General features: G+C 54.9%; 23 protein-coding genes, 1 tRNA gene and 1 other RNA gene. 12 read left to right on the forward strand and 13 right to left on the reverse strand.

Annotated features, from left to right (window positions below; translation table 11 throughout):
* Positions 1–118: 118 nt before the first annotated feature.
* Positions 119–1,066 (forward strand): EamA family transporter RarD, encoded by a 948-nt coding sequence (rarD, locus tag M2120_RS07105; protein WP_280797995.1) that lies wholly within the window; start codon positions 119–121, stop codon positions 1,064–1,066.
* Between the two features lie 17 nt (positions 1,067–1,083).
* Here rarD and M2120_RS07110 read toward each other — a convergent pair whose 3' ends face one another.
* A complete protein-coding gene (locus M2120_RS07110; RefSeq protein WP_280797996.1) occupies positions 1,084–1,731 on the reverse strand; it encodes a glycosyltransferase in 648 nt (215 codons plus the stop codon).
* Positions 1,732–2,004: 273 nt separating this feature from the next.
* Between M2120_RS07110 and M2120_RS07115 the strand changes: the two genes are divergently transcribed.
* From M2120_RS07115 to M2120_RS07125, 3 genes are all read left to right on the forward strand, one after another.
* Positions 2,005–2,808: an ABC transporter substrate-binding protein gene (locus M2120_RS07115; RefSeq protein WP_280797997.1), complete on the forward strand. Its 804-nt coding sequence runs from the start codon at positions 2,005–2,007 to the stop codon at positions 2,806–2,808.
* 196 nt (positions 2,809–3,004) lie between these two features.
* Positions 3,005–4,318, forward strand: coding sequence for an ABC transporter substrate-binding protein (locus M2120_RS07120; RefSeq protein WP_280797998.1), 1,314 nt, complete (start codon positions 3,005–3,007; stop codon positions 4,316–4,318).
* A gap of 229 nt (positions 4,319–4,547) precedes the next feature.
* Positions 4,548–5,861 carry an ABC transporter substrate-binding protein gene (locus M2120_RS07125; RefSeq protein WP_280797999.1) on the forward strand — a complete coding sequence of 438 codons (1,314 nt, stop codon included), beginning with the start codon at positions 4,548–4,550 and terminating at the stop codon, positions 5,859–5,861.
* Between the two features lie 125 nt (positions 5,862–5,986).
* Here M2120_RS07125 and guaA read toward each other — a convergent pair whose 3' ends face one another.
* From guaA to guaB, 6 genes are read right to left on the reverse strand one after another with little or no spacing between them, the layout of a single operon-like run.
* A complete protein-coding gene (guaA, locus tag M2120_RS07130) occupies positions 5,987–7,552 on the reverse strand; it encodes a glutamine-hydrolyzing GMP synthase (protein WP_280798000.1) in 1,566 nt (521 codons plus the stop codon).
* Complete coding sequence (locus M2120_RS07135; RefSeq protein WP_280798001.1) at positions 7,549–8,067, reverse strand: DUF3817 domain-containing protein; 519 nt, start codon at positions 8,065–8,067, stop codon at positions 7,549–7,551. The genes guaA and M2120_RS07135 overlap by 4 nt, the downstream gene beginning before the upstream one ends.
* A 9-nt stretch (positions 8,068–8,076) precedes the next feature.
* Entirely contained in the window at positions 8,077–8,835 is a 759-nt protein-coding gene (locus M2120_RS07140) for an SURF1 family protein (RefSeq protein WP_280798002.1), read from the reverse strand.
* Between the two features lie 2 nt (positions 8,836–8,837).
* Positions 8,838–10,592 (reverse strand): glycerol-3-phosphate dehydrogenase/oxidase, encoded by a 1,755-nt coding sequence (locus tag M2120_RS07145; RefSeq protein ID WP_280798003.1) that lies wholly within the window; start codon positions 10,590–10,592, stop codon positions 8,838–8,840.
* On the reverse strand, positions 10,592–11,755 hold the full coding sequence (locus tag M2120_RS07150) for a GuaB3 family IMP dehydrogenase-related protein (protein ID WP_280798004.1): 1,164 nt from the start codon (positions 11,753–11,755) through the stop codon (positions 10,592–10,594). Before M2120_RS07150 ends, M2120_RS07145 begins: the two co-directional genes overlap by 1 nt.
* Before the next feature lie 20 nt (positions 11,756–11,775).
* Positions 11,776–13,278: an IMP dehydrogenase gene (gene guaB, locus M2120_RS07155; RefSeq protein ID WP_280798005.1), complete on the reverse strand. Its 1,503-nt coding sequence runs from the start codon at positions 13,276–13,278 to the stop codon at positions 11,776–11,778.
* A 263-nt stretch (positions 13,279–13,541) separates the two neighbouring features.
* Here guaB and M2120_RS07160 point away from each other — a divergent pair, with 263 nt between their 5' ends.
* From M2120_RS07160 to M2120_RS07175, 4 genes are read left to right on the forward strand one after another with little or no spacing between them, the layout of a single operon-like run.
* A complete protein-coding gene (locus M2120_RS07160; RefSeq protein ID WP_280798006.1) occupies positions 13,542–14,891 on the forward strand; it encodes a branched-chain amino acid ABC transporter permease in 1,350 nt (449 codons plus the stop codon).
* A gap of 11 nt (positions 14,892–14,902) precedes the next feature.
* The gene (locus M2120_RS07165; protein WP_280798007.1) at positions 14,903–15,889 is read left to right on the forward strand and encodes a branched-chain amino acid ABC transporter permease; all 987 of its coding nucleotides are present in this window, start codon (positions 14,903–14,905) and stop codon (positions 15,887–15,889) included.
* The gene (locus M2120_RS07170; RefSeq protein ID WP_280798008.1) at positions 15,882–16,832 is read left to right on the forward strand and encodes an ABC transporter ATP-binding protein; all 951 of its coding nucleotides are present in this window, start codon (positions 15,882–15,884) and stop codon (positions 16,830–16,832) included. Before M2120_RS07165 ends, M2120_RS07170 begins: the two co-directional genes overlap by 8 nt.
* Positions 16,832–17,590, forward strand: a complete 759-nt coding sequence (locus tag M2120_RS07175) for an ABC transporter ATP-binding protein (RefSeq protein WP_280798009.1) — start codon at positions 16,832–16,834, stop codon at positions 17,588–17,590. Before M2120_RS07170 ends, M2120_RS07175 begins: the two co-directional genes overlap by 1 nt.
* A 95-nt stretch (positions 17,591–17,685) precedes the next feature.
* Here M2120_RS07175 and M2120_RS07180 read toward each other — a convergent pair whose 3' ends face one another.
* The 3 genes from M2120_RS07180 to M2120_RS07190 form a co-directional block, all read right to left on the reverse strand.
* The gene (locus tag M2120_RS07180; RefSeq protein ID WP_280798010.1) at positions 17,686–18,615 is read right to left on the reverse strand and encodes a HaeIII family restriction endonuclease; all 930 of its coding nucleotides are present in this window, start codon (positions 18,613–18,615) and stop codon (positions 17,686–17,688) included.
* A gap of 14 nt (positions 18,616–18,629) precedes the next feature.
* Positions 18,630–19,691, reverse strand: a complete 1,062-nt coding sequence (locus M2120_RS07185; protein ID WP_280798011.1) for a DNA cytosine methyltransferase — start codon at positions 19,689–19,691, stop codon at positions 18,630–18,632.
* A gap of 64 nt (positions 19,692–19,755) precedes the next feature.
* Positions 19,756–20,145 (reverse strand): hypothetical protein, encoded by a 390-nt coding sequence (locus M2120_RS07190; RefSeq protein WP_280798012.1) that lies wholly within the window; start codon positions 20,143–20,145, stop codon positions 19,756–19,758.
* A gap of 58 nt (positions 20,146–20,203) precedes the next feature.
* Here M2120_RS07190 and M2120_RS07195 point away from each other — a divergent pair, with 58 nt between their 5' ends.
* Positions 20,204–20,635, forward strand: coding sequence for a cupin domain-containing protein (locus tag M2120_RS07195; RefSeq protein WP_280798013.1), 432 nt, complete (start codon positions 20,204–20,206; stop codon positions 20,633–20,635).
* Here M2120_RS07195 and M2120_RS07200 read toward each other — a convergent pair.
* The 3 genes from M2120_RS07200 to M2120_RS07210 all read right to left on the reverse strand — a co-directional run bounded on the left by M2120_RS07200 (position 20,632) and on the right by M2120_RS07210 (position 21,485).
* Positions 20,632–21,018 (reverse strand): type II toxin-antitoxin system VapC family toxin, encoded by a 387-nt coding sequence (locus M2120_RS07200; RefSeq protein ID WP_280798014.1) that lies wholly within the window; start codon positions 21,016–21,018, stop codon positions 20,632–20,634. The genes M2120_RS07195 and M2120_RS07200 overlap by 4 nt on opposite strands.
* Complete coding sequence (locus M2120_RS07205) at positions 21,015–21,284, reverse strand: hypothetical protein (RefSeq protein WP_280798015.1); 270 nt, start codon at positions 21,282–21,284, stop codon at positions 21,015–21,017. The genes M2120_RS07200 and M2120_RS07205 overlap by 4 nt, the downstream gene beginning before the upstream one ends.
* 116 nt (positions 21,285–21,400) lie before the next feature.
* Positions 21,401–21,485, reverse strand: a tRNA-Ser gene (locus tag M2120_RS07210).
* Between the two features lie 111 nt (positions 21,486–21,596).
* Between M2120_RS07210 and ffs the strand changes: the two genes are divergently transcribed.
* The 3 genes from ffs to recR all read left to right on the forward strand — a co-directional run bounded on the left by ffs (position 21,597) and on the right by recR (position 24,442).
* An RNA gene (ffs, locus tag M2120_RS07215) (signal recognition particle sRNA small type) lies at positions 21,597–21,693 on the forward strand.
* Between the two features lie 74 nt (positions 21,694–21,767).
* Positions 21,768–23,843: a DNA polymerase III subunit gamma and tau gene (locus M2120_RS07220; protein WP_280798016.1), complete on the forward strand. Its 2,076-nt coding sequence runs from the start codon at positions 21,768–21,770 to the stop codon at positions 23,841–23,843.
* A 2-nt stretch (positions 23,844–23,845) separates the two neighbouring features.
* Complete coding sequence (gene recR / locus M2120_RS07225) at positions 23,846–24,442, forward strand: recombination mediator RecR (protein ID WP_280798017.1); 597 nt, start codon at positions 23,846–23,848, stop codon at positions 24,440–24,442.
* Positions 24,443–24,453 lie beyond the last annotated feature (11 nt).

A 24,453-nucleotide genomic window follows, 5' to 3' on the forward strand; every position in this document is an offset into this window, starting at 1 on the left:
GGGCCACAACTGTTTAAAATAGTGTGAGCCTGGCTCGCGAACCGTCCGGAACACTGCCAAGCTCTAAGGGCTACTGCCCGCCACTACCTCAATGATATCTCAGGAGTAGTGTGGAGTCATGACTTCTCCCGCATCTAACGTGCCAGAGAAGCTCTCTCGCTCCGGCCTGTTCTATGCCTTTGGTGCATATGGTCTCTGGGGACTCTTCCCTCTCTACTTCCTCATGCTGGAGCCAGCAACACCCTTCGAGGTTGTTGGCTACCGTATTCTCTTCTCCCTGCTGTTCTGTGCATTCCTTATTGCGGTAACCAGGAAGTGGAAGCAACTCTTCGCAATCATGGCTCAGCGAAAGCTCATGCTCACCTTAGGTGTGGCAGCGGTGCTGATCTATATCAACTGGCAGGTCTTCATCATCGCGGTGTTGAGTAACCAGATTGTGGAGTCCTCTCTTGGCTACTTCATTAACCCCATCGTCACAGTGGTGTTGGGTGTTCTGGTGTTGCGCGAGAAGCTCCGCAAGACCCAATGGGTTGCCGTGGGTATCAGTTTCATTGCGGTCATCGTTCTCACCGTGAGCTATGGCAACATTCCCTGGATCTCGCTGACCCTGGCAGGATCCTTCGGTCTGTACGGATTGATCAAGAAGCGCACAGGTGGTGTCGTAGACGCCATCAGTGGCCTCACCATCGAAACCATCTGGATGACGCCGGTGGCGATCATCCAGTTGATTATTGTCTCCAACATGGTGGGTCTGACCTTCTTTGGTTATGGCGTTCCCCACACCCTGCTCCTGGCTTCGGCAGGTGTGGTCACCGCAGTTCCGCTGATCATGTTTGGTGCGGGCGCTCGCAGGCTTCCCCTTACTGCCATTGGCCTGATTCAGTACTCCACCCCGGTGTTTTCGTTCTGTATGGCGGTCTTTGTGCTGCATGAACCCATGCCACCGGTTCGCTGGGTTGGCTTCTTCATCATCTGGGCAGCCCTGATCGTGCTCACGGTCGACATGCTGCGCCACGGTAAAGCAAACAGACTTGCCCGCGCAGCAGAAGAGCTCACGATTGAGTAGCCAGTAGTGACGAGTGATTACTTAAATACCCGTCCTTGATGCCACAGTTCGGTGTAGTTATTTCCCCCTGGTACACCAGATTCACCGTGGGCAATATTGTTTGGTTTGTACAGCGCCAACAATTCCTTTTCGCGTGTTTCAAAAACCTTGTCCGAACCTCGATGAACGAATTCACCGGTGTGATAATTCACGCCTGGAACTAATCCGATTGCTGCAATTGCTGACCCTAGGAGGGTAGGCCCGGTAACACAGAGAGGTGTATTGCCCAGTACGCGATTGTCGCAATTGAATTGCACCATTTCAATTGCGCGCTTGAGTGAGGGGCTACCCGCACGTGAATAGAACATGCTCGTAGAAATCGACCATGGGGCAGGTTCATCATGGACATCTTTGAACAAATACATAGTGCATTCAGAAACGTCTGGTGGTTCCGATACAAAAAAATTATTCAAGTCGGTGTACCAGCCCCCAAAGGTATACAGCAAGTAATAGCTAGCAAGATCAGACTTGTAGGCCAGAGGAATGAGGGAATTGAAATTTTTCAGTAACGCAAAATCACGACGCGCTCTCATCAACTCTTCGACATCCTGACGGGACCACACTTTCATCGTGTGTCGAGGAAAATAGTGAGCAATCGACTCCGCATTCGCAGGAGTCTCTTTCATAGTCGGTTCTTCACTGAAGTATGTGAGATGAATAGTGAGATGGTTCTCATTTTTGGAGAATGTCACAGTTGGTCCTCTCGCTGTGAACATCGATACTTTGCAATTACCTGATTACGGCTCGGATATTTGTCCTATTGAACTAACTTTATTCGGCGGAACTTGTCATTTATTGAGCAGGTTCACTCCTTGCAGAGCTCACGCGTGCCTGCCAAGTGATGACGGAGTAACTCGATACTGTTGAGCGGTAAGTTCGCTACGACGAAATGGGTAACCGTGGGTAAAAGTAAGTTTGCTTTCGCGATTGTCGCAGGCGCTGTTGCGCTGAGCTTGGCCGGATGCTCCGGTGGCTCTGCAGTTGTTCCCACCGCAACCCCCACACCCGTCACGCCTTCCGGTGATGGCATCCTGCGCATCGGTGACATGACTCCCGTCTCGGGTGACTTGGCTGCCTATGCAGCAGCTCAGGCAGCAGGTGTTGATCTAGCTGCCCAGGAAGTCAACGAGCAAGGTGGCTACAACAAGGTTCCAGTTGAGGTCATTCACCGCAACGCCGGTGATGGTGACCCTGCCGCCACCGAAGCCAGCTTCAATGACCTCGTCTCCCGCGGAGTCGATGTCATCATCGCTCCCGCTTCGGCAACTGTTGTGGCAACTCTGCAAGAACTGGTTGCCAAGAACGACAGCAACGTAGCGATTGTGTCGATTGCGAACGCAAAGACCGCACCCAAAGGCGCAGAGGTCAAGGCCATCTCTCCAGATGAGACCCTCAGCAAGCGTCTCAAGGCTTCCGACCCCAGCGTGACCGAACTGGGCTACGGCGCAGAAGCTTATGACCTAGCAACTGCGACCATCCTCGCTGCCACCGTCACCAAGGATGACGGCGGAGCGTCCATCACCCAGGGCATGCTTGCTGTGAGCAACCAGGCAGGCTTCCCCTGCACCAGCTACGGCATGTGTGTTTCGGCTGTGGGAGATAAGCAACCCATCAACTACACCGGCCCTGCAGGTCAGATTAACTACGACACCAAGACCGGTGTTGCCTACTTCGGCAAGACCATTGAGGCTGCAAAGAAGTAGCGCAACGCACGATTTCTTCACGAAAGGCCCGAAAACTGCTGTTTTCGGGCCTTTTTTGACGTTTTCTTTCGCTATCAAACAGTTTGTTACCTAGTTGTAACCATGAAATGTTGTTTCAAGAAACAACTTGCGCCTAGTTTGGAATTACAACAGAGCGCATTGTCGTGCTCTGGTCAAATAATCACCAAGGAGTACCATGCGAGAAATTTCTCTCCGCACTCGTGCACTCGGTGGTCTCGCTCTCGCAGCTACCTCGGCACTCGTGCTCGCAGGTTGCGCTAGCGGATCAACCGACAGCGGCTCTGCAGAAACTGCTTACAAGGCAGCAGACTGTGCAGCTGACAGCACTAGCGACAACACCTTCAAGGTAGGAACCCTCCTGCCAATCACTGGTTCACTCGCCTTCCTCGGCCCACCCGAAATCGCTGGTGTTGGTCTTGCAGTAGCAGACATCAACGCAGCTGGTGGCGTCAACGGTAAGGACGCCTGCCTCTACAGCACCGACTCCGGTGACTCTAGCGACATGTCTGTTTCTACCGCTTCGGCAGAAGACCTCATCAAGCAGAAGGTATCGGTTGTACTTGGTGCAGCTTCTTCCTCCGTATCTCTCAACGTTGTTGACTCGTTCACCGAGGCTGGCATCGTAGAGATTTCTCCTGCTAACACCTCTGCAGCTCTTTCCGGCTACAGCCCCTTCTACTTCCGCACTGCACCACCAGACACCGTACAGGGCTCTGCTCTCGGTCAGCTGATCACCGGTGACGGAAACTCAAAGGTTGCTTTCCTCGTATTCAACGACTCCTACGGAACCGGTCTTCGTGACTCGACCGAGGCTTCAATCGTTGAAGCTGGTGGCTCCGTTGTTTACGGTGGCAAGGGTAAGGGCCAGGAGTTCCCTCCTGCTCAGACCACCTTCTCCTCCGAGGTAACTGCTGCTCTGGCTACTCAGCCTGACGCACTCGTAGTTATCGCATTCGACGAGACCAAGGCAATCATCCCCGAGCTCGTAGCTCAGGGTTGGGACATGGCTAACACCTACTTCACCGATGGAAACACCGGATCCTTCGAGAAGGACTTTGAAGCAGGTACCCTCGAAGGTGCTCAGGGAACCATCCCTGGTGCAGCTCCTTCGGACGAGCTGAAGGCACTCCTCGGCAAGTACTGGTCTGACGTTCAGGGCGAAGAGCTCACTGACTTCAGCTACGCTGCAGAGTCCTACGACGCAACCATGCTTGCAGCTCTTGCTGCAACCAAGGGCGGCGACAACACCCCTAAGACCATCCAGGCTAACCTGGCTGCTGTTTCGGGTGCTAACGGTGGCGAAAAGTGCACCACCTACGCTGACTGTGTCAAGCTCATCAAGGATGGCAAGGACATCCAGTACCAGGGTCCTTCTTCGGTAGGTCCTTTCAACGCTAAGAATGACCCTTCATCGGCATTCATTGGTATCTACAAGTACAACAACAAGAACGTTCCAGTATGGGCGTCCGCTGTTGAGGGTAAGTCCTAAACAGTAGTTGCACTGAAACAGCACCCCCCGGGCTTCGGCCCGGGGGGTGCTGTTATTTCACCCTATGAAATAAGTCTCTGTGTTACATGGCCCTGCATCCCTGTAACTAAGCGGATGTTGCTCTTTTGGGCGCGAACTAAATCCTTTTCCAGAACGTATCAAATTCAGCATTGTTCTAGCTTGGGCATGGTTTATCACCTGTGAACCATTCCATTTTCAAAGGAGCAACATGCGCGATCTTTCACTTCGCACGCGTGCACTCGGAGGAATTGCTCTAGCAGCAACGTCAGCACTCGTGCTGGCCGGCTGTGCGAGTGGATCTACCGACACCAATGCAGACGCAACAACCTATTCCGCAGCTAACTGTGCGGCAGATAGCACGAGCGAGAACACCTTCAAGGTAGGAACCCTCCTGCCCGTAACTGGTAACCTCGCCTTCCTCGGCCCAGCAGAAATCGCTGGTGCAGGTCTTGCAGTAGCAGACATCAATGCAGCAGGTGGCGTAAACGGCACCGACGCCTGCATTTACGGCACTGACTCAGGTGACTCCAGCGACATGTCTGTTTCGACAGCATCAGCTGAAGACCTGATCAAGCAGAAGGTTTCCTTCGTTCTTGGTGCGGCTTCTTCTTCCGTATCGCTCAACGTTGTTGACGCCATTACTGAAGCTGGAATTGTTCAGATTTCTCCTGCAAACACTGCAGCAGCCCTTTCTGGCTACAGCCCCTTCTACTTCCGTGTTGCACCACCAGACACCGTTCAGGGTGACGCACTCGGACAGCTCATCAGTGGTGACGGTAACGCCACCACCGCATTCCTCGTATTCAACGACTCCTACGGAACCGGTCTTCGTGACTCGACCGAAAAGGCAATTGTTGAAGCAGGCGGATCTGTCGTTTACGGCGGTAAGGGCCAGGGCCAGGAGTTCCCTCCTTCCCAGACCACCTTCTCCTCTGAGGTAACCGCTGCTCTTGCTCAGAAGCCAGATGCACTTGTTGTTATCGCTTTCGACGAGACCAAGGCAATCATCCCTGAGCTCGTAGCTCAGGGTTGGGACATGTCACACACCTACTTCGTTGACGGCAACACCAGCTCCTTCGAGAAGGACTTTGAAGCCGGCACCCTCGAAGGTGCTCAGGGAACCATCCCTGGTGCAGCTCCTTCAGATGAACTGAAGAAGCGTTTTGGCAAGTACTGGTCTGATGTTCAGGGCGGCGAACTCTCTGACTTCATCTACGCAGCTGAGTCATACGACGCAACTACTCTTGCAGCTCTTGCAGCGACCAAGGGTGGCGCAACCACACCAGAGGCTATCCAGGCAAACCTGGCCGCTGTCTCCGGTGCTAACGGTGGCGAAAAGTGCACCACTTACGCTGACTGCGTGAAGCTGATCAAAGATGGCAAAGAAATCCACTACCAGGGCCCATCCTCGGTTGGACCTTTCAATGCTCTGAATGATCCTTCATCAGCATTTGTTGGTATTTACAAGTTCAACAACAAGAACGTGCCCCTGTGGTCGTCAGCTGTTGAGGGTAAGTCCTAACGAGTTCTACCCTGTGGCGTGAACACGTCTCAGTTCACGCCACAGGAACCTCGCTCGTGGTGATTTGAGCGAATACACAAGATGCTCCGAGAAATTCTTCTCGGAGCATCTTTGTTGTTTTTGGGTTATTCCCACTCAATAGTTCCTGGTGGCTTGCTGGTGACATCCAGAACGACGCGGTTCACGCCAGCAACCTCATTAGTAATGCGGTTTGAGATCTTGGCGAGCAGGTCATAGGGCAGACGTGTCCAGTCTGCAGTCATGGCGTCTTCAGACGACACAGGGCGCAAGACAATGGGGTGGCCGTAGGTGCGACCATCACCCATGACGCCCACCGAGCGAACATCTGCCAGAAGAACAACAGGGCACTGCCAGATCTCGTCATCCAGACCGGCTGCGGTGAGCTCGTGACGCACAATTGCGTCTGCTTCACGCAGGAGATCCAGACGTTCCTGAGTAATCTCACCTACGATGCGAATACCGAGACCCGGACCAGGGAAGGGCTGGCGTCCCACGATTTCGTGAGGAAGACCGAGTTCGCGTCCAATGGCTCGCACTTCGTCCTTGAACAGTGCACGCAGAGGCTCTACAAGCTCGAACTGCAGGTCTTCAGGAAGTCCACCCACGTTGTGGTGGCTCTTGATGTTGGCAGTTCCACTGCCACCACCAGATTCCACCACGTCGGGGTAGAGGGTTCCTTGAACTAAGAACTTGATGGGTTCACCATCGGCAGCAGCTTCGGCCATGAGGTCACGTTCTGCCTGCTCGAAGGTGCGAATGAATTCGCGGCCAATAATCTTGCGCTTGGTTTCAGGGTCGCTCACGCCAGCGAGGGCGTTCAAGAACTGCTCGCGCACGTCCACAGTCACCAAACGAATACCGGTTGCCTTGACGTAGTCTTCTTCAACCTGGCGGCGCTCGTCTTGGCGCAGGAGACCGTGGTCAACGAACACACAGACCAGCTGGTCGCCCACTGCCTTGTGAACTATGGCTGCAGCTACTGCAGAGTCAACTCCACCAGAAAGACCGCAGATAACGCGTCCTGTGCCAACCTGGGCGCGGATGGCAGCGACCTGGGTCTCAATGACGTTCTCGCTGTTCCAGTCCGCTGGAAGCCCAGCACACTTGTGTAGGAAGTTCTCCAGTAGATCTTGACCACACTCAGAGTGCTTCACCTCAGGGTGCCACTGAACGCCGTAGAGACGGCGTTCGTCGTTGGCGAAGGCAGCAACAGGAGTTGCTTCCGTCGAGGCAACGACAGTAAAGCCGGCAGGGGCGGTGGCGACCTGGTCGCCATGGCTCATCCACACGGTCTGTGAGGTGGGCTGACCGCCCACGAGTGCGTGGTCTGCCTTGATGGCAACATCGGTTGCACCGTATTCGCGGCCGCCGGTCTGCGCAACAGTTCCACCCAGAGCCTGAGCCATCACCTGGAAGCCGTAGCAAATACCAAAGACGGGAATACCCAGTTCCAAGATGGCGGGGTCGAGAGAGGGTGAACCAGGTTCGTAGACGCTGGAAGGACCACCAGAGAGCACAATACCCACGGGGTTCTTCGCGGTTACCTCAGCAGCGGTAATGGAGTGAGGAACAATCTCGGAATACACACCGGCTTCGCGCACGCGACGTGCAATGAGCTGAGCGTATTGTGCGCCGAAGTCAACGACGAGGACGGGCTGGGGCTGCGTCACGCGGCCTCTCCTTTTACTGGGGTGGTTGTGGTGTCCTGTGTTGCCAGGAATTCCACAACCTGCTTGGCATAGAAGTGTTCAACAACGAAAGAAAGTCCGGGCACGATTCCACCCAGGGCAATAATGAGGAGCTTGCCAAAGCTCCAACGCATCATGGACCAGATGCGGAAGCCAGAGAAGAGGTAGGCAACATAAAGCCAGCCGTGAATAATCAAGATGCCAATAGAGAGGTTGACGGCGGTCACCGTGTCCGAAGGAACCAGAGCAATGAAGCCGTGTGGACCAAAGGCTTCAATCTCAAAACCTGGCTCCAGGAACACAAAGTCTCCGGTGGCCGCATCAGTCATGCCGCCAGGCATGACTAGCGCCCAGTCTCGGGCGTCGATGCAGTACTTCAAGATCATCTCTGCCACCAGCAGCAGAAGGAATGTACCGGTCACATAAGACATGACCTTGTAGAACTTCAGGGCCCCCGGAATTCGTGGGATATCAACGGCGCGTGGGGCTAGTGGCATGGCTCTAGTTTACTTTGCCTCGAGCTGTACTTTTTCTTCGAGTTCACGCTCGTAGGCGTCTTTGACCAGGCGCCACCAGATGTAGAACGCGAAGCCGGCGAAGACGATCCATTCGATGGCGTAGAAGATGTTGAGCCAGTTAATAGTGCCTTCGTTCATGGGTGGCACAGACTCAATGGCTTCAAGACCAGATGGTGCGTTATCTGCCACGAGGTAGCCCTCATAGACCGGGCCGGAGAAGTCTGGCCACAGGTTCACCAGCGATGCCACCGACAGGGTGTTCTCCGCAAAGGGGCTCAGCTGCGCAGAGGGCACCATCGGTGCTTCGGTGGGCATGAAGCGTCCGGTCACGGTTGAAGGCTCAGCTACAGGCTCAGATGAGAGGGCGTCCTTCACAGCCACAGCATCTGCCTCGGTGGAACTCCAGCCCAATGCCACCGGCAAGGAAGCATCAGGGGTAATCATTCGCCCCACAACCCACCAACCGCTTTCACCGTGGTTCAGTCGGCCCTGAAGCAGGGTGTAAGCATCGGGTTGGAGGTAACCGGTGACTTCGGTCATGTGACCGCCGGCAATCTCGGAAACAGGAACACCAGGTTCTTGCAGCTCTTGCAGAGGAACAATCTGTTCAGAAACGGTGTCCACCGGCTGGGCAGCAAGAACAGCACGACCTAACTGCCACTGCCCCAACCAGGCAAAGACAGCAGCCAGAGCCATCACAAAGAGCAGGAAGGCAATCCAGCGAAGTTTCAGTGCAGTGCGCAGCATGACTAAACCGGCATCTCCGTAATGGAGGGAGCAGCGGTGCGAATCGCGTTGGCGGCCTCGTCCGTGGTTTGCTGCTCGGCAGCAAACTCTGCCTCAATACCGAGTCGGAAGTTCTTCACTTCCTTCTTCTCGGTCGCAGCACTCCAGCCCAGCAGTGAGCCCATGATCTTTCCCACCACAGCAGCAGCTTCTAAACCGCGGTCGCGGGTTTCAATGGTGAAACGTGTGCGACGAGAGAGCACATCTTCGATGTGCATGGCACCCTCGTGGGTGACCGCATAGGTGACTTCTGCCAGCAGGTAGTCAGGGTTGCCCGGCAGAGATTCAGCCTGGCTGGGATCCTCGGCGATGATGGCCAGCAGATCATCGGCCATCGAGCCATAACGGTTCAGCAGGTGCTCCACCACATGCTTGGGAAGCCCTGCACGTGCAGCTGTGCGCGTGCGACGGTTCCAGGCGGCCTTGTAACCAGAAGCACCCAACAGAGGAACAGAGGCGGTCACGCTGGCAGGGATTGAACCCTCGCCTGCGGTCGCATTGAGTTCTTCCACGGCGGCATCCACCGCGTCATGAGCCATGACGCGGTAGGTGGTCCACTTACCGCCTGCAACCAAGACCAAGCCAGGCTTGGGCTTGACCACCACGTGTTCACGGCTGAGCTTGGTCGTGGATTCGGAGTCCCCAGCAAGCAGGGGACGCAGTCCCACATACACACCCTCGATGTCGTCGTGGGTAATGGGGTCATCGAGCACGGCATTGACGTGATCGAGCACGTATTGAATATCTGTGGCAGTAGCAGAAGGGTGTGCCTTGTCGTAGTGCCAGTCAGTATCGGTGGTGCCAATGATCCAGTGGCGACCCCACGGAATCACAAAGAGCACAGACTTCTCGGTGCGCAGCAGCAGGCCCATCACCGACTTGAAGCGATCACGCGGAACCACAATGTGGATGCCTTTCGATGCCCGCACGCGCAGCGTGCCACCATCGTGGACGAGCTCCTGGGTAGTTCCGGTCCACACACCAGTGGAGTTGATGACCTGCTTGGCGCGGATGGGGAAGGTTTTCCCGGTTTCCACATCCTTCACCGTGACACCAACAACCTGACCCCGCTCCTGCAGGAAACCCACCACTTCGGTGCGGTTCGCCGCGTGGGCGCCGTTGGCGACCGCAGTGCGAACCAGGTTCACCACGTAGCGGGCGTCATCAACACGGCCGTCGTAATAGCTCATGCCGCCGATGATGCCGGAGGAGCGCAGGCTGGGTGCTGCTAAAGCAATCTGGCGCTTGCTCAGGTGGCGATGGTGTCCGACGCCGGGGCGACGGCCACCGGCATAGGAAAAGATGTCATAGAGCAGCATGCCTGCACCCACATAGGCACGCTCCCAGAAGGGGTGCTCCACGGGGTAGAGGAAACGAATCGGCTTGACCAGGTGGGGAGCCAATTGCTGCAGTAGCAAGCCACGCTCGGTGAGCGCTTCCTGCACCAGGTGGAAGTCGAGTTGTTCGAGGTAGCGAATACCACCGTGTACCAGCTTGGAGGAGCGGCTCGACGTTCCCGCAGCCCAGTCCTGAGCTTCGACCACACCCACGTTCAGTCCGCGGGTTGCCGCATCTAGAGCACAACCAGCACCGACAATGCCGCCACCAATTATGAGAATGTCGAGTTCTTCACTGGCCATCGCGGCAAGTGCTTCAGCACGGGATTGCGCGTTGAGCACACCTTCGGCGAAGGCCCGTGATGAAGAAGGAGAAGACATTAGATCGTGGTGTTAGGCGTGGGCGCAGTTGCAGCAGAGCTGCCGGCTGCGCTGTAAGGGGCAACAACAACCTCAACACGTTGGAACTCTTTTAAGTCGGAGTAGCCAGTGGTTGCCATGGAGCGGCGCAGAGCACCGACAATGTTGGCGGTGCCATCTGCCACCTCGGCAGGGCCGTAGAGCAGCTGCTCCAGCGGAGCAACTTGACCCACCTGCACGCGGCTACCGCGAGGAAGCTCACCGTGGTGTGCCTCGTGGCCCCAGTGCCATCCACCACCAGGAGCATCGGTAGCACGGGCCAGTGCAGAACCAAGCATCACAGCGTCAGCACCGCAGGCAATGGCCTTGACCACGTCACCAGAAGTACCCAGACCACCATCTGCAATGACGTGAACGTAGCGTCCACCAGATTCATCCATGTAGTCACGGCGTGCACCGGCAATGTCTGCAATTGCGGTAGCCATCGGTGCGTGAATACCCAGAGTTGCACGGGTTGTCGAAGCAGCACCGCCACCGAAGCCCACCAGCACACCGGCTGCGCCGGTGCGCATCAGGTGCAAGGCTGCGGTGTAGGTGGCTGCGCCACCAACAATGACAGGAACATCGAGTTCATAGATGAACTTCTTGAGGTTCAGTGCCTCGGTCTCCTTCGAAACATGCTCGGCAGAAACGGTGGTGCCACGGATGACAAAGAGATCCACACCCGCGTTGACCACGGTTTGGTAGAACTCCTGGGTGCGCTGAGGAGACAGCGCAGCTGCCACGGTCACGCCCGAGGCACGAACCTCAGCCAGACGAGCAGTGATGAGCTCGGCCTTGATGGGCTCGGCATAGATCTCCTGCATGCGCTTCGTTGCGGTAGCAGCAGGCAGTGAACGAATCTCAGAGAGGATGGGCACGGGGTTCTCGTAGCGCGTCCACAAACCCTCAAGGTTCAGAACACCCACACCACCGAGTTTGCCCATAGCAATAGCGGTCTCGGGGGAGACCACCGAGTCCATGGGTGCCGCCAAGATAGGAATCTCGAACTGGTATGCATCAATACCCCAGCTGACCGAGACATCCTGAGGGTCGCGGGTGCGACGGCTGGGGACAACAGCAATGTCGTCGAAGGCAAAGGCACGACGAGCACGCTTGGAGCGGCCAATCTCAATTTCAGTCACGGTGATTCCCCAGGTCTGTCTTACTTACGGTAGTTCGGAGCTTCGACAACCATCTGGATGTCGTGCGGGTGAGACTCTTTCAAGCCCGCAGCGGTGATGCGCACGAACTTGCCCTTAGAGCGAAGCTCATCAATGGTGCGTGCACCGACATAGAACATGGACTGGCGCAAACCACCCACCAGCTGGTGAGCCACAGCAGCCAGAGGACCACGGTAGGCAACTCGGCCCTCAATACCTTCAGCAATGAGCTTGTCATCACTGGGAACATCAGACTGGAAGTAGCGGTCCTTGGAGTAGGAGGTGCGCTCGCCACGGGTCTGTAGGGCACCCAAGGAACCCATGCCGCGGTAGCTCTTGTACTGCTTGCCGTTGTCAAAGACCAGGTCTCCTGGGCTCTCGTCGCATCCTGCGAAGAGAGAGCCCAGCATGACCGACTCAGCACCAGCAACCAGTGCCTTAGCAATGTCACCGGAGTACTGCAGACCACCATCGGCAATAACAGGAACACCGGCAGGGCCAGCGGCCTGGTAGGCCTCCCAGATAGCGGTGACCTGGGGAACACCCACACCTGCCACCACACGCGTGGTGCAGATAGAACCAGGACCCACACCGACCTTAATGCCGTCAGCGCCGGCATCCACCAGTGCCTGCGCACCAGAGCGGGTTGCCACGTTGCCACCGATCACATCAATGTGAGCAAAGGAAGGGTCAGCCTTGAGCTTCTTAATGATTTCCAGCACACCAGCAGAGTCACCGTTGGCGGTGTCGACAACGAGAACGTCCACGCCAGCATCGCGCAGCGCCTCGGCGCGCTGCCAGGCGTCACCGAAGAAACCAATAGCTGCACCGACGCGCAAGCGTCCGGCTTCATCCTTGGTTGCGTCGGGGTACTTCTCTGACTTGTCAAAGTCTTTGGTGGTAATCAAACCGGTGAGCTTGCCCGCACCATCGACAATGGGCAGCTTCTCAATCTTGTTCTTGGCCAGCAGGGCAATAGCCTCATCGCGGGAGACACCCACCGATGCGGTGATCAACGGCATCGAGGTCATGATGTCCGAGACCTTCAAGTTCTGCTTATCTGCATCAGAAACGAAGCGCATGTCACGGTTGGTGACAATACCGACCAGTGTTCCTTCCGCGTCCACTACCGGAAGACCGCTCACACGGAACTGACCACACATGCGGTCAACCTCTGCGACGGTTGCGTCCGCAGTGGTGGTCACCGGGTTGGTGATCATTCCGGACTCGGAACGCTTCACCTTGTCCACTTGGTCTGCCTGGTCCTCTATAGAGAGGTTGCGGTGCAAGATGCCAATACCGCCTTGGCGGGCCATGGCAATAGCCATGCGGGCCTCGGTCACGGTGTCCATGGCCGACGAGATCAACGGCTTAGAAAGAGTAATGCGACGAGTGAAACGGCTGGAGGTATTTGCCTCGCTGGGAATGACGTCTGTATGCCCTGGCAGCAACAACACGTCGTCGTAGGTGAGTCCAACAAATCCGAATGGATCGTTCTGGGCCATGAATCCCTCTGGTTTCTTAATCTGTTCGTCTGAAATTCCGGGCAATTTTCCGCGCCGTTACAGTAATGCAACTGTCATCAAGCTTAACGTGTTGGCGCTAGGTGTCATTCCCCTACTAAAGTCATCTCTGGTCCTTTATGTCGCGGTTGTTTAACAAGCACGACATAATTGACACGTATCGTCTGTCAAAGTCGACATTCGATGTAAGTAAATGGAGGGGAACACGTGACCACTAGTTCGGTTTCTCTCCCTATGGAGGTGCAGTGGTAAACACAGCTTTAGCGCGCCGCTCCAGCCCCGTAAACCTGAGATTGATCTTCGGAGTGATCCTCGGTTTGCTGGTTCTTTCATTCACCTTGGGCACAGGCGCACCTGCTGCCCACGCCGCCAGTGACGTCTGTGTCGCTGACTCAGCAACTGGGTGTTTTAACGGAACCATCAAGGGTGTTGGTGCAGGCGTCAAAATCACTATCGACGGCAACGGAGAAAACGTTGTAGTCGAGACCGACAAGTCAGGTAAATGGAACGCTGCGGTTACCACCGCTGGTACGTACACCATCACCCTTGACGAGAAGACCCTTCCTTCGGGAGTCACCCTCAAGGGTGATGCAGTACAGACCCGCGACATCACACTTGGTTTCACCAAGGGTGCAATTTTCGCGGTTAACGGTGGAGACTCCGGCAGCGCTGACGGCGGCTCAACTCCCACTGATACTGCTTCTCAAGGATTCAACTGGGACCGCCTTGCACAGCAGGTCGTCTCCGGTCTTCGACTAGGTCTACTCCTTGCACTGGCCTCTATTGGTCTGTCCCTCATCTACGGAACCACTGGTCTGTCCAGCTTCTCTCACGCAGAGCAGGTCACCCTCGGTGGTCTGTTGGGATACACCTTCGCCAACGTTCTTGGTCTGAACATCTTCCTCACCATCTTCATCGTGATGGTCATCACCGGTGCAACCGGTTATGTCCAAGACGCGGTGATCTGGAGGCCACTGCGTAAGAAGGGCCTGAGCCTGACCCAGATGATCATTGTGACCATCGGTTTGGCACTTGCTCTGCAGTACACCTTCCAGATGATCTGGGGTGCAAAGACCATCCGCATCATGAAGAACAACCCCGAGACCTTCACCATTGGTCCCGTCACCTTGACCTACGAGTCGGTATGGGCAATGGGCCTCGCGGTGATCGTTCTCATCTTGGTAGGTCTGTTCCTGCTCAAGACCCGCACGGGACGCGCAACCCGCGCCGTATCGGACAACCCAGCACTTGCTGCAGCCTCCGGTATCGACGTGGACCGCATCATTCGCCTGGTTTGGGTTATCGCCACCGCACTCGCTGGTCTCTCCGGTGTCTGCCTTGGTCTTGTCCTCAACGGCATCAACTGGCAGACAGGTATGCAACTCCTGCTGCTCATGTTCGCCGCAGTTACCCTCGGTGGTCTCGGAACCGCCTTCGGTGCACTGGTTGGTTCGCTCATCATCGGTATGACCGTCGAGCTCGCCAACTTCGTCGTACCTGGTGACTTCAAATACGCAACAGCCCTTGTGCTTCTGATTATCATCCTGCTGGTTCGTCCACAGGGTATCTTCGGTCGCAAAGAGCGGATCGGTTAAGGAGGACAGTCATGGATATGTGGTTAAAAGTCATCTATGACATGTCGGCGAACATGATTCTGCCGACCACCGCTGCCTTTGCTATCGCAGCAATTGGTCTGAACGTTCACTTCGGTTTCACCGGTCTGTTGAACATGGGTCAAGCGGGCTTCATGCTCATTGGTGCATACGGCTTCGCCGTCTCCACCATCATGGGCTTCCCCTTCTGGGCAGCAACCCTGGTCACCATTGGTGCTGGTGTTCTCTTCGCTCTGCTTCTGGGTATTCCAACCCTGAAACTGCGAGGCGACTATCTGGCCATTGTGACCATTGCCGCCGCGGAAATTGTCCGCATGGTTGGTCGTGCGTCGGTACTGAACTCCGTTACCGGTGGTTCTAACGGTCTCCCCGGTGAGACCTACCGCAACACCTTCAGTGCTCTGTCCCCATTCCCTGACGGACAGACCACCATCTTGTGGTTCACCTTCGACAACACCGGTGTTAACGGTTGGTTCATCCGTATCGTTGCCTGGTCACTGGTAGTTATCTTCGCCATCCTGGTGTGGCTGCTCATGCGCAGCCCCTGGGGTCGTGTGATCAAGGGCATCCGTGAAGACGAAGACGCAGTTCGCAGCCTCGGCAAGAACGTCTTCGCCTTCAAGATGCAGTCACTGATCATCGGTGGTGTTCTCGGTGCTATCGGCGGTATGTTCTACGTCCTGCCCACCTCAGTACAGCCAGATGCTCTCGGTCGTAACATGACCTTCCTCATCTGGACCGCGATGCTCCTCGGTGGTGCTGCCACCATCTGGGGTCCCGTACTCGGTTCCATCCTGTTCTTCGCACTGCGTATCTTCATTCAGGGCACCGTGGACATCATTGTCCCCGACGCCATCTTGAACACGCAGCAGACCGAACAGTTCTCATGGATCATGGTGGGTGTCGCACTGATGCTGCTGGTGATCTTCAGGCCTCAAGGAATCTTGGGTGATAAGAAGGAGCTGAACTTCAATGTCTAATGCAACTCAGAAGACAGCTACTGAAGCTCGTGCAGAGCTGAAGAGCGTTCCTCACACCCCCGGTGCCCCAAAGCCCGACGCCATCCTCGTGGTCGATAACATCGTCCGTGACTTCGGTGGTAACCGTGCTGTGGACGTCGACCACGTCGAGGTTCAGCGCGGTGTTATCACCGCACTGATCGGCCCCAACGGTGCCGGTAAGACAACCTTCTTCAACCTCATCACCGGATTCGACCAGCCCTCTTCTGCAAAGAAGGTCTTTGGTGGTCCTTCCGCTGACAAGGCTGCGAAGTGGTCCTTCAACGGCAAGCTCCTGGGAAACACCTCAGCAGCTTCCGTAGCGAAGAGCGGAATGGTTCGCACCTTCCAGCTGACCAAGGCGCTTTCGCGCCTGACCGTGATGCAGAACATGCTTCTCGGTGCCAAGGATCAGCGTGGAGAATCCTTCCTAGCTGCTTTTGTGAAGCCACTCTGGGCAGCACAAGAGAAGGCAAACATCGAAAAGGCCGAAGATCTCCTCAAGCGCTTCAAGCTCTATGAGAAGAAGGACGACCTCGCCGGTAGCCTCTCTGGTGGTCAGAAGAAGCTGCTCGAAATGGCACGCGCTCTCATGAGTGACCCTGTCATGATCATGCTCGATGAGCCCATGGCTGGCGTGAACCCTGCACTGACTCAGTCACTGCTGGGCCACATCCAGTCGCTCCGCGACGAAGGAACCACCGTTCTCTTCGTTGAGCACGACATGCACATGGTTCGCCACATCTCAGACTGGGTTGTCGTGATGGCAGAAGGTCGCGTCGTGGCGGAAGGTCCAGCGGACACCGTCATGAGTGACCAGGCCGTGATCGATGCTTACCTCGGAGCCCACCACGACACCGACCTCGGCGATGACTCATTGCTCGAAGAAGGCGCTATGGATGCTCCTAAGAAGGAGAAGAAGTAATGGCTGAAGCAAAAAAGCCTGGTGTTGAACCCGTACTGCGCGCCGACAACCTTGTTGCTGGATACCTCCCCGGTGTAAACATCCTCAACGGATGCACCATCGAGGCATACCCTGGTGAGCTCATCGGCATCATCGGCCCTAACGGTGCCGGTAAGTCGACCCTGCTCAAGGCACTCTTCGGTCTGGTCAAGATCCGTGAAGGTTCTGTCACCCTCAACGGTGAAGACATCACAGGCTTCAAGACCAACAAGCTGGTACAGATGGGTGTGGGCTTCGTGCCACAGACCAACAACGTCTTCCCCAGCCTGACCATCCAGGAGAACCTCCAGATGGGTCTGTTCCTGCAGCCCAAGCGTCTGAACGAGCGTCTCGACGCCATCTTTGACATCTTCCCTGTGCTTGCTGACCGTCGTCAGCAAAGCGCTGGGTCGCTCTCTGGTGGTGAGCGTCAGTCCGTCGCAATGGCACGCGCCCTGATGATGGACCCTAAGGTTCTTCTTCTGGACGAGCCATCTGCTGGTCTGTCTCCCGTTCGTCAGGATGAGACCTTCATCCGCACCCGCCGTATTAACAAGGCAGGTGTCTCGGTCATCATGGTGGAGCAGAACGCTCGTCGTTGTCTCCAGATTGCTGACCGTGGATATGTTCTCGACCAGGGACGCGATGCCTACACAGGCACCGGCCGCGAGCTAGCCGATGACCCTAAGGTCATCGAGCTTTACCTCGGCACCTTGGCAAAGGATGTTGACGCGAAGTAGTTGATATTCAAAAAGAAAACCGTGGTTCCCTTTCGGGGGGACCACGGTTTTTTATTTAGGGTCGCGAATTTTGCTTCATTGAGAGTCGAACGAATTTAACTTAGCCGCTGCTCGATATGGTTTTGATAAATTTCTGTTGGCGGCAATCCAGCTGCACTAACTGCAAACTTTAGTGATGGTTCAATTCGAGAACTTGCATTGTGGAGCCGAAAATTAAAAGCGTAGCCTTTATTCATTCTCACGGTAATTGATTCTTTGGAACCATCAATTGTGTCCGTACCCAAGAGATACTCAGGGAGTGCTGTACGTTTACCTGCAAGGGACCCGTCCATATTAAATGCCTGAATTTTCACACCTGATTTTTCACTAATCAATTTGTAGAAATCATTTGATCCGATTGTGTATCTAGAGAGTGCACGGGATGAAAGCGCGGATGAATCAGATTCTTGATCCATCAAGCGGTGAAGTTCGATTTCGAATGCATCGAGAATTGGCAAGTAGATGTCATTGTGCTTATCGGGCAGGTCGGACCATAAGGCCTTTCCATCGCTAACAGTTTTTAGCTCACGAAGTGATTCAAAAATCGGTATGACCGCATGCCAATAGGTTGTGCTGCAGCCTTCAACAGAAAGTCCCCACTGCTTAACGAAATCAATCTTGTCTGAGAGCCTGGGATGTTTGAAATCGGAATGATTAGTTTTGCACGATATTCCAATTTCATCTCTTGTTGAATTAGCAATAACAACGTCTCTTACATCGCCTTTCTGGCCGCTTGCATCTCGAGCAAGTCGAATGCTAGAGGCTCCGGTTATTGCTGGGCTTCGGGACTCTCGAAGAAGGATGTGTTCCACTCCGAGCTGGCTATTTTGAATGAACCTGTCTCTGAGGTCACTTTCCACAGCAGAAAAACAGCGTCTAGCAACTTCTGCCTCGGGAGTATCCAGGATTTCGACGCCCAAAATGTCAGAAAAGGTTAATGCGGTAGCCCACTCGAATGCTTTTCCGTTAACTACTTGAGTTGCCATCCCCCAGCTCCTTTTTATTGAGCTTTATTGAATGTTTGAATCGAACCCGGAACTGTAACTTGTTGCTGAGTAGTTTCGATGCCCTCAAGATCATTCTGAATTTGTGAGGCTAAGCGTCGAGCAAATTCAACTGGGACCGCGTTTCCAATCATCTTGTAGGCGTCGGAGACTCGCTTATAGATGAACTTATGACTGTCCGGAAAAGTTTGAATGCGAGCACATTCTCGAACAGAAAGTCGTCGATATAAATCAACAGCTGAAGGGTCGAACTCCCATTTGTCTTTTTCAACTTTCAACATTTTTGGCGCCTGAGGATGAAGGGGAGCATGCCTTCCTCCTGCCTGTATCGTGAACGAGCCTTCTTCCCAGGACCGAACTCGGTTTCGCGACATATACATCGAGGAAAATCCACCAACCATGTATTCATGGTTAGGAAATTCTTGAGCCGGATTTGTGTAGTTGTTTTCCAAGGCGGGAACTACATTATTTTGTAAATCCGAAATGGCATCAAAAAGATTTAAGCGAATATCGCTTTTCTTCGGGGGAGTGAAGATTTTTCCAGTGTCAGTTCGATAACCAACAATAATTACTCTCTCCCGGTCCTCAGGCACCCCATAGTCACGTGCATTCAACAAGCCGTAGGAAACGTTGTATCCCAAATCTGCAAACCCCTTCAAAATACTGTCAAGGGCGGGGTTATGCCTTGAGAACAAAATTCCAGAAACATTTTCAGCAAGAAAAAAAAGTGGTTTCTTTGCTTCGATCAGCCTCAAGTACTCGAAGAAAAGTTGACCGCGTTTATCTTCAATTCCACGAGCTGAACCTGCCTCACTCCAACTTTGGCAAGGTGGTCCACCGATGAAGCCATCAACCTCTGGAATTTCATCATCAGCTACATCTGTAATGCTTCTGCGATCTAATTTGCTGTTTGGGAAATTAACCTCGTAAGTTGCCCAAATATCTTTGTCATATTCGTTGGCCCAAGGGACTTCAAACCCAGCTTGTGTGAAGCCTAAATCAAGTCCACCGGCTCCAGCAAAAAGAGCAGCAACTTTCAATTTCTTTCTATTTCCCATGATTCTTCAAGACTAATTGCTCCCCCTGACATTGGACTTACAACACCTGGTGAATTAGGAATTACTAAACTGCCACCATCAGTGTGCAGGCGGCACTGACCAGCAAGACAGGAACCCACAGGTTGCGTTCCTTTTTGCTTCTGCTGATGCTGTTCATAATCAAGCCCAGCACGGCAAAGCCAAACCAGAACCAGTTCACTATGGTGTTCTGCATAGGGCTCAGGGCAGGGGAGAAGATGCCTGCCTGGGCGAGGTAGTGACCAGACTGGGCAAGCATGATCACTGCGGACACACCTGCGGTGATCCGCAGTTGTCCATGGAGCTTGCCTGGGTTCATGCCACCCATGGTGTATTCGCCCCAGGGTGCTCCGAATAAGACTGCTGCCTGGAAGGCGGCAACACCCACAGCAATCGTTGCTTGGAGCAGGGCGGCAATGACAACAAGTGTGCTCATAGAGCCAGTTTAGATAACCGCCATTTATCTAGGCTGGGTGTGCTGTTAGCGTGAAGTTATGAAGTACGAAGTAGTCAATGTTGGTGCACTCGAGAACTGGCGCGATTTCACAGGCGGGTGGAGTGCTCACAACACTCGTGAGGGCCGCCGGGTTGTTGATCACGAGATTGAGACCCAATACCTCGGTCTCACTGTCAATGCTTTGCTGCCTGGTCAAGAAGATGCCTATTGGCATGACCATGCAGAGGTGGAAGAGATCTATCTCTTCCTGACCGGTCGTGGTCAGATGGGTCTGGACGAGGACGTGGTTGACGTTGGTCCAGGCACTGTTATTCGGGTCGGGCAGAACGTGATGCGCACCTACCGTTGCCTGCCCGACAGCGAAGACCAACTGAGGTTTATCTGTGTTCGTGCCGGCGGGAGTGAGCTGGGCGTGAAGCCCACAGATGCCACGGTGGATTGGGATCGACCCAAGCCCTGGGCGAACTAGGGACAGTAAACGGTTATTCCTCGCTCTGTGGCAATCCTTGCCACCTGAGCATCTGTGGTTGCCAGTGATGCTGAGTGTGCGTGGGCTGTGTGAATCACGACAGCATCTGGCATGCGTAATCCTGTTTCGCTGCGGACTAGGGCAATTTCAACCGCATCTTCCGGACTAATGGGTGCAATCTCGTAACCGAGCGAATCAATGCTCTTTCTCAACTCCGACAGAACTCCATGGCGGGTGGGGTTCACCAATATTTCTGCATAGTTCAGTGCTGAGATGACAAAGTCTTCTGCTGCTGTGTCTTTGATGAAGGTCATCGCCCAATCGTGGTGAGCATCTTTACTGTTGAACACTGCAATCAGTACATTGGCGTCAAGGGTAATCACGCAGGCCACTCCTGTCGCGATTCTTCACGCCAGTTATCTGGCCAGATATCTGTGTACGCGCCTGAGATTTTTTCGATTGCCTTCAGGCGCTTCTGGATTTTCTTTTCTGCCAGGGAGTGCACGACTTCACTGCCTTGGTCAATGATCTGGCGTAAGAGTTCTGCCCTTTTATTGCGGTACTCGGGCCAGATGGTTGCTGCTTCCTCAAGGGCACGAGAGAGCTGCTCGGTCTCGGTGATCATGTGGCGCTGGCGGGCAGTAGGCATGGAATGAGTGTAACACCGAGCTAAAAGTGTTACACCTTTATCTTTTCCTCACCAGCGCGTGATCACGTGTGTGATAAATCAGAAAAAGCCCCAGATTACTCTGGGGCTTTTCTCTGCGGAAGATGGGGGATTCGAACCCCCGAGGGCGTTAACCCAACACGCTTTCCAAGCGTGCGCCATAGGCCACTAGGCGAATCCTCCTGGTGAACCTACTCACACGAGGTGAGAGGACAACTTGAATATTCTAACCGCACTGAGGCGTTGCTGACGAACTGGCGTGGAGAGCACTCAGGCTTGTGCTTTACACTGGTAACTGGCTCCTCGCGTGGCGCCATCCAGGCCAACTCCCCCAGGACGGAAACGTAGCAAGGGTAACCGGGCTCTGGCGGGTGCGCGAGGGGTCCTTTTTATTTGCGCTGAGAGCGTGTGGCTAAACCTCTTGCGCCGGGCTGAGATGTCCGCTCTGGCACGTACTATTGAAGTGTGGCTACCGCACTGTATCGCCGTTACCGGCCTGAATCCTTCGCTGACGTTATTGGGCAGTCCCACGTTACCGAACCCTTGATGACGGCACTGAGGACTAACAGGGTTAACCACGCCTATTTGTTCAGTGGCCCACGTGGGTGTGGCAAGACAACCTCTGCCCGTATTTTGGCTCGTTGCCTGAACTGCGCTGAAGGTCCCACTGATATTCCCTGCGGCAAGTGCCCCAGCTGTATTGAACTTTCTCGTGATGGGGGCGGCTCACTCGACGTGGTCGAGATTGACGCCGCCAGTCACAACGGTGTTGATGACGCTCGTGACCTACGCGAACGTGCGGTGTTTGCACCTGCTCGTGACCGCTACAAGATCTTCATCCTTGACGAGGCACACATGGTCACCCCGCAGGGCTTCAATGCTCTGCTCAAGTTGGTGGAAGAACCACCCGAGCACGTGAAGTTCATCTTTGCCACCACCGAGCCCGAGAAGGTTATCGGCACGATTCGCTCGCGCACCCACCACTACCCCTTCCGTCTTATTCCTCCAGCACAAATGCTGGAATACTGCGAGAGCCTGTGTGCTTCGGAGAAGATCAGTGTTGAACCTGGTGTTCTTGCCCTTGTTGTTCGCGCCGGTGGCGGTTCTGCACGTGACACCTTGTCACTGCTCGACCAGCTGATTGCTGGTTCTGAGCAGGACAGTGTCACGTATGAGCGTGCTGTCTCTCTCTTGGGTTACACCCACAGCGCACTACTGGATGAAGCCGTAGATGCTCTTGCTGCTGGTAATTCGGCTGAAGCCTTTGCTGCTGTGGACCGGGTTATTCAAACCGGTCAAGACCCTAGGCGTTTCGTTGAGGATCTACTCGAGCGTCTGCGTGATCTCATTCTTGTTGCCGCTACAGGCGCTAACGCCAATGCCGTTCTTCGCAGTATTCCTGCGGATGAACTCGAGCGTATGCAGGCACAAGCTAAGAACTTTGGTTCTGCTGAACTCTCCCGTGCTGCTGACGTGGTGAACTCTTCTTTGACTGAGATGACCGGTGCCACTTCACCACGACTACACCTTGAGCTCATGATTGCTCGCCTGCTGGTTCGTGCCACCGGCACTGCACCTGCAGGGGCAATCTCTTCTAGCCCTGCCGCTTCAGCTTCAGCTTCAGCAGCTGCTCCAGCTGCTCCAGCTGTTCCCAAGGCTTCTGCACCGGCAGCTCCACCCGCTCCTGCAGCACCAGCTGCCAAGGTGGAGCCAGTCAAGGAAGCTGTTGCAGCCAAGCCTGAACCTGTTGTTCCAACCGGGCCGGTGGGAACACGTGAACTTCTTGAGGCATGGCCTGCTGTTTTGGAGAAGATCCAGAACAAGAGCCGTGCTGCCTGGTTGGTTGTTGTCTCTGCTCAGGTTCGTTCACTCGAAGATGACGTGCTCACGCTTGTCTTCAGTAACGAGGCAGATGCTGCCTCGTTCCGTCCACAAAAGGGCATTCCTGGTGGTGTGCACGAGATTCTGCGTCAGGCAATCATTGACACGGTGGGTGTGCGCGTTGCCTTCAAGGTTTCCAGTGACACCACAGCAACCGCTCCTATTGACCGTCTGACCCAGACCGGTTCGGTTGCTACTGAATCTGCTCAGGTGAATGCACCTCGGGAGTTTGCAACACCAGCAGCTGCCGAAGAAGAACCTCCACTGCCAGAGGAACCGCCAGCAGATCTGGACGACGAGCCTCCCTACGAGGACGCTGCGCCAGCTGCTGCTCCTGCAGCTAAGTCTGTTGCACCGGCTCCTACTGCTGCACCTGCTCCTGCTGCTGTTGATGATGACGGCTGGGATGTTGTGGCTATTCCTGGGTCTGGTGCACCTGCCGTGCTGGAAGAAGACGTTGTTGATGAAGAGGTAGAGGTTGCTGTTGCTGTGGCAGAACCTGCTGCTCCTACCAAGAAGCTCACTCCTGAGCAGGCTGCACAAGAAGATGCTCGCTATGGCGAAGCCGTGGTGCGCGAGATCTTGGATGCCAAGTTCATTGCGGAAGAAGTCACTGCACCTATTCCTACCGTTGCTGCAGAACTTGATCCTGAGGACTAGTCATGTATGACGGCATAGTTCAGGAACTCATTGATGAACTGGGGCGCCTTCCCGGTATTGGGCCTAAGTCTGCGCAGCGCATTGCGTTCCACATTCTGCAGACCGAGTCCTTTGATGTGACCAGGCTTTCCTCTGTGCTCATTGAGGTGCGCGAAAAGGTAAAGTTCTGCGACATCTGCGGAAACGTCAGTGAAGATGTCACCTGCGCTATTTGCCGTGATCCTCGCCGCGACCCCAACTTTATCTGTGTGGTGGAAGAGGCCAAGGATGTTGTTGCTATCGAGCGCACCCGAGAATTCCGTGGGCTCTATCACGTGCTTGGTGGAGCAATTAGCCCCATTGATGGCATTGGCCCTGATGACCTGCGTATTCGCCAGTTGATGACTCGTCTTGCCGATGGCACCGTGACCGAGGTCATTATTGCCACCGACCCCAACTTGGAGGGTGAAGCAACGGCGACCTATCTGTCTCGTCTACTCAAGACTCTGGAGATCAAGGTTTCTCGCCTGGCTTCAGGGCTTCCCGTGGGTGGAGATTTGGAATACGCCGACGAGGTCACGCTTGGTCGTGCCTTTGAGGGTCGTCGCACCGTCAACTAACGCCCAGTGAG

It is taken from the genome of Aurantimicrobium minutum (assembly GCF_029893825.1).
GTDB classification, from domain to species: Bacteria; Actinomycetota; Actinomycetes; order Actinomycetales; family Microbacteriaceae; genus Aurantimicrobium; species Aurantimicrobium minutum_C.

What these genes read in the sequence shown, in the direction of transcription:
- M2120_RS07135 (WP_280798001.1), bottom strand. Translation starts at nt 8,067, where the DNA reads ATGCCACTAGCCCCACGCGCCGTTGATATCCCACGAATTCCGGGGGCC.
- M2120_RS07205 (WP_280798015.1), bottom strand. Translation starts at nt 21,284, where the DNA reads ATGCCTACTGCCCGCCAGCGCCACATGATCACCGAGACCGAGCAGCTC.
- M2120_RS07180 (WP_280798010.1), bottom strand. Translation starts at nt 18,615, where the DNA reads ATGGCAACTCAAGTAGTTAACGGAAAAGCATTCGAGTGGGCTACCGCA.
- recR (WP_280798017.1), top strand. Translation starts at nt 23,846, where the DNA reads ATGTATGACGGCATAGTTCAGGAACTCATTGATGAACTGGGGCGCCTT.
- M2120_RS07190 (WP_280798012.1), bottom strand. Translation starts at nt 20,145, where the DNA reads ATGAGCACACTTGTTGTCATTGCCGCCCTGCTCCAAGCAACGATTGCT.
- rarD (WP_280797995.1), top strand. Translation starts at nt 119, where the DNA reads ATGACTTCTCCCGCATCTAACGTGCCAGAGAAGCTCTCTCGCTCCGGC.
- M2120_RS07170 (WP_280798008.1), top strand. Translation starts at nt 15,882, where the DNA reads ATGTCTAATGCAACTCAGAAGACAGCTACTGAAGCTCGTGCAGAGCTG.
- M2120_RS07185 (WP_280798011.1), bottom strand. Translation starts at nt 19,691, where the DNA reads ATGGGAAATAGAAAGAAATTGAAAGTTGCTGCTCTTTTTGCTGGAGCC.
- M2120_RS07145 (WP_280798003.1), bottom strand. Translation starts at nt 10,592, where the DNA reads ATGTCTTCTCCTTCTTCATCACGGGCCTTCGCCGAAGGTGTGCTCAAC.
- M2120_RS07195 (WP_280798013.1), top strand. Translation starts at nt 20,204, where the DNA reads ATGAAGTACGAAGTAGTCAATGTTGGTGCACTCGAGAACTGGCGCGAT.
- M2120_RS07165 (WP_280798007.1), top strand. Translation starts at nt 14,903, where the DNA reads ATGGATATGTGGTTAAAAGTCATCTATGACATGTCGGCGAACATGATT.
- M2120_RS07125 (WP_280797999.1), top strand. Translation starts at nt 4,548, where the DNA reads ATGCGCGATCTTTCACTTCGCACGCGTGCACTCGGAGGAATTGCTCTA.
- M2120_RS07120 (WP_280797998.1), top strand. Translation starts at nt 3,005, where the DNA reads ATGCGAGAAATTTCTCTCCGCACTCGTGCACTCGGTGGTCTCGCTCTC.
- guaB (WP_280798005.1), bottom strand. Translation starts at nt 13,278, where the DNA reads ATGGCCCAGAACGATCCATTCGGATTTGTTGGACTCACCTACGACGAC.
- M2120_RS07140 (WP_280798002.1), bottom strand. Translation starts at nt 8,835, where the DNA reads ATGCTGCGCACTGCACTGAAACTTCGCTGGATTGCCTTCCTGCTCTTT.
- M2120_RS07110 (WP_280797996.1), bottom strand. Translation starts at nt 1,731, where the DNA reads ATGAAAGAGACTCCTGCGAATGCGGAGTCGATTGCTCACTATTTTCCT.
- M2120_RS07175 (WP_280798009.1), top strand. Translation starts at nt 16,832, where the DNA reads ATGGCTGAAGCAAAAAAGCCTGGTGTTGAACCCGTACTGCGCGCCGAC.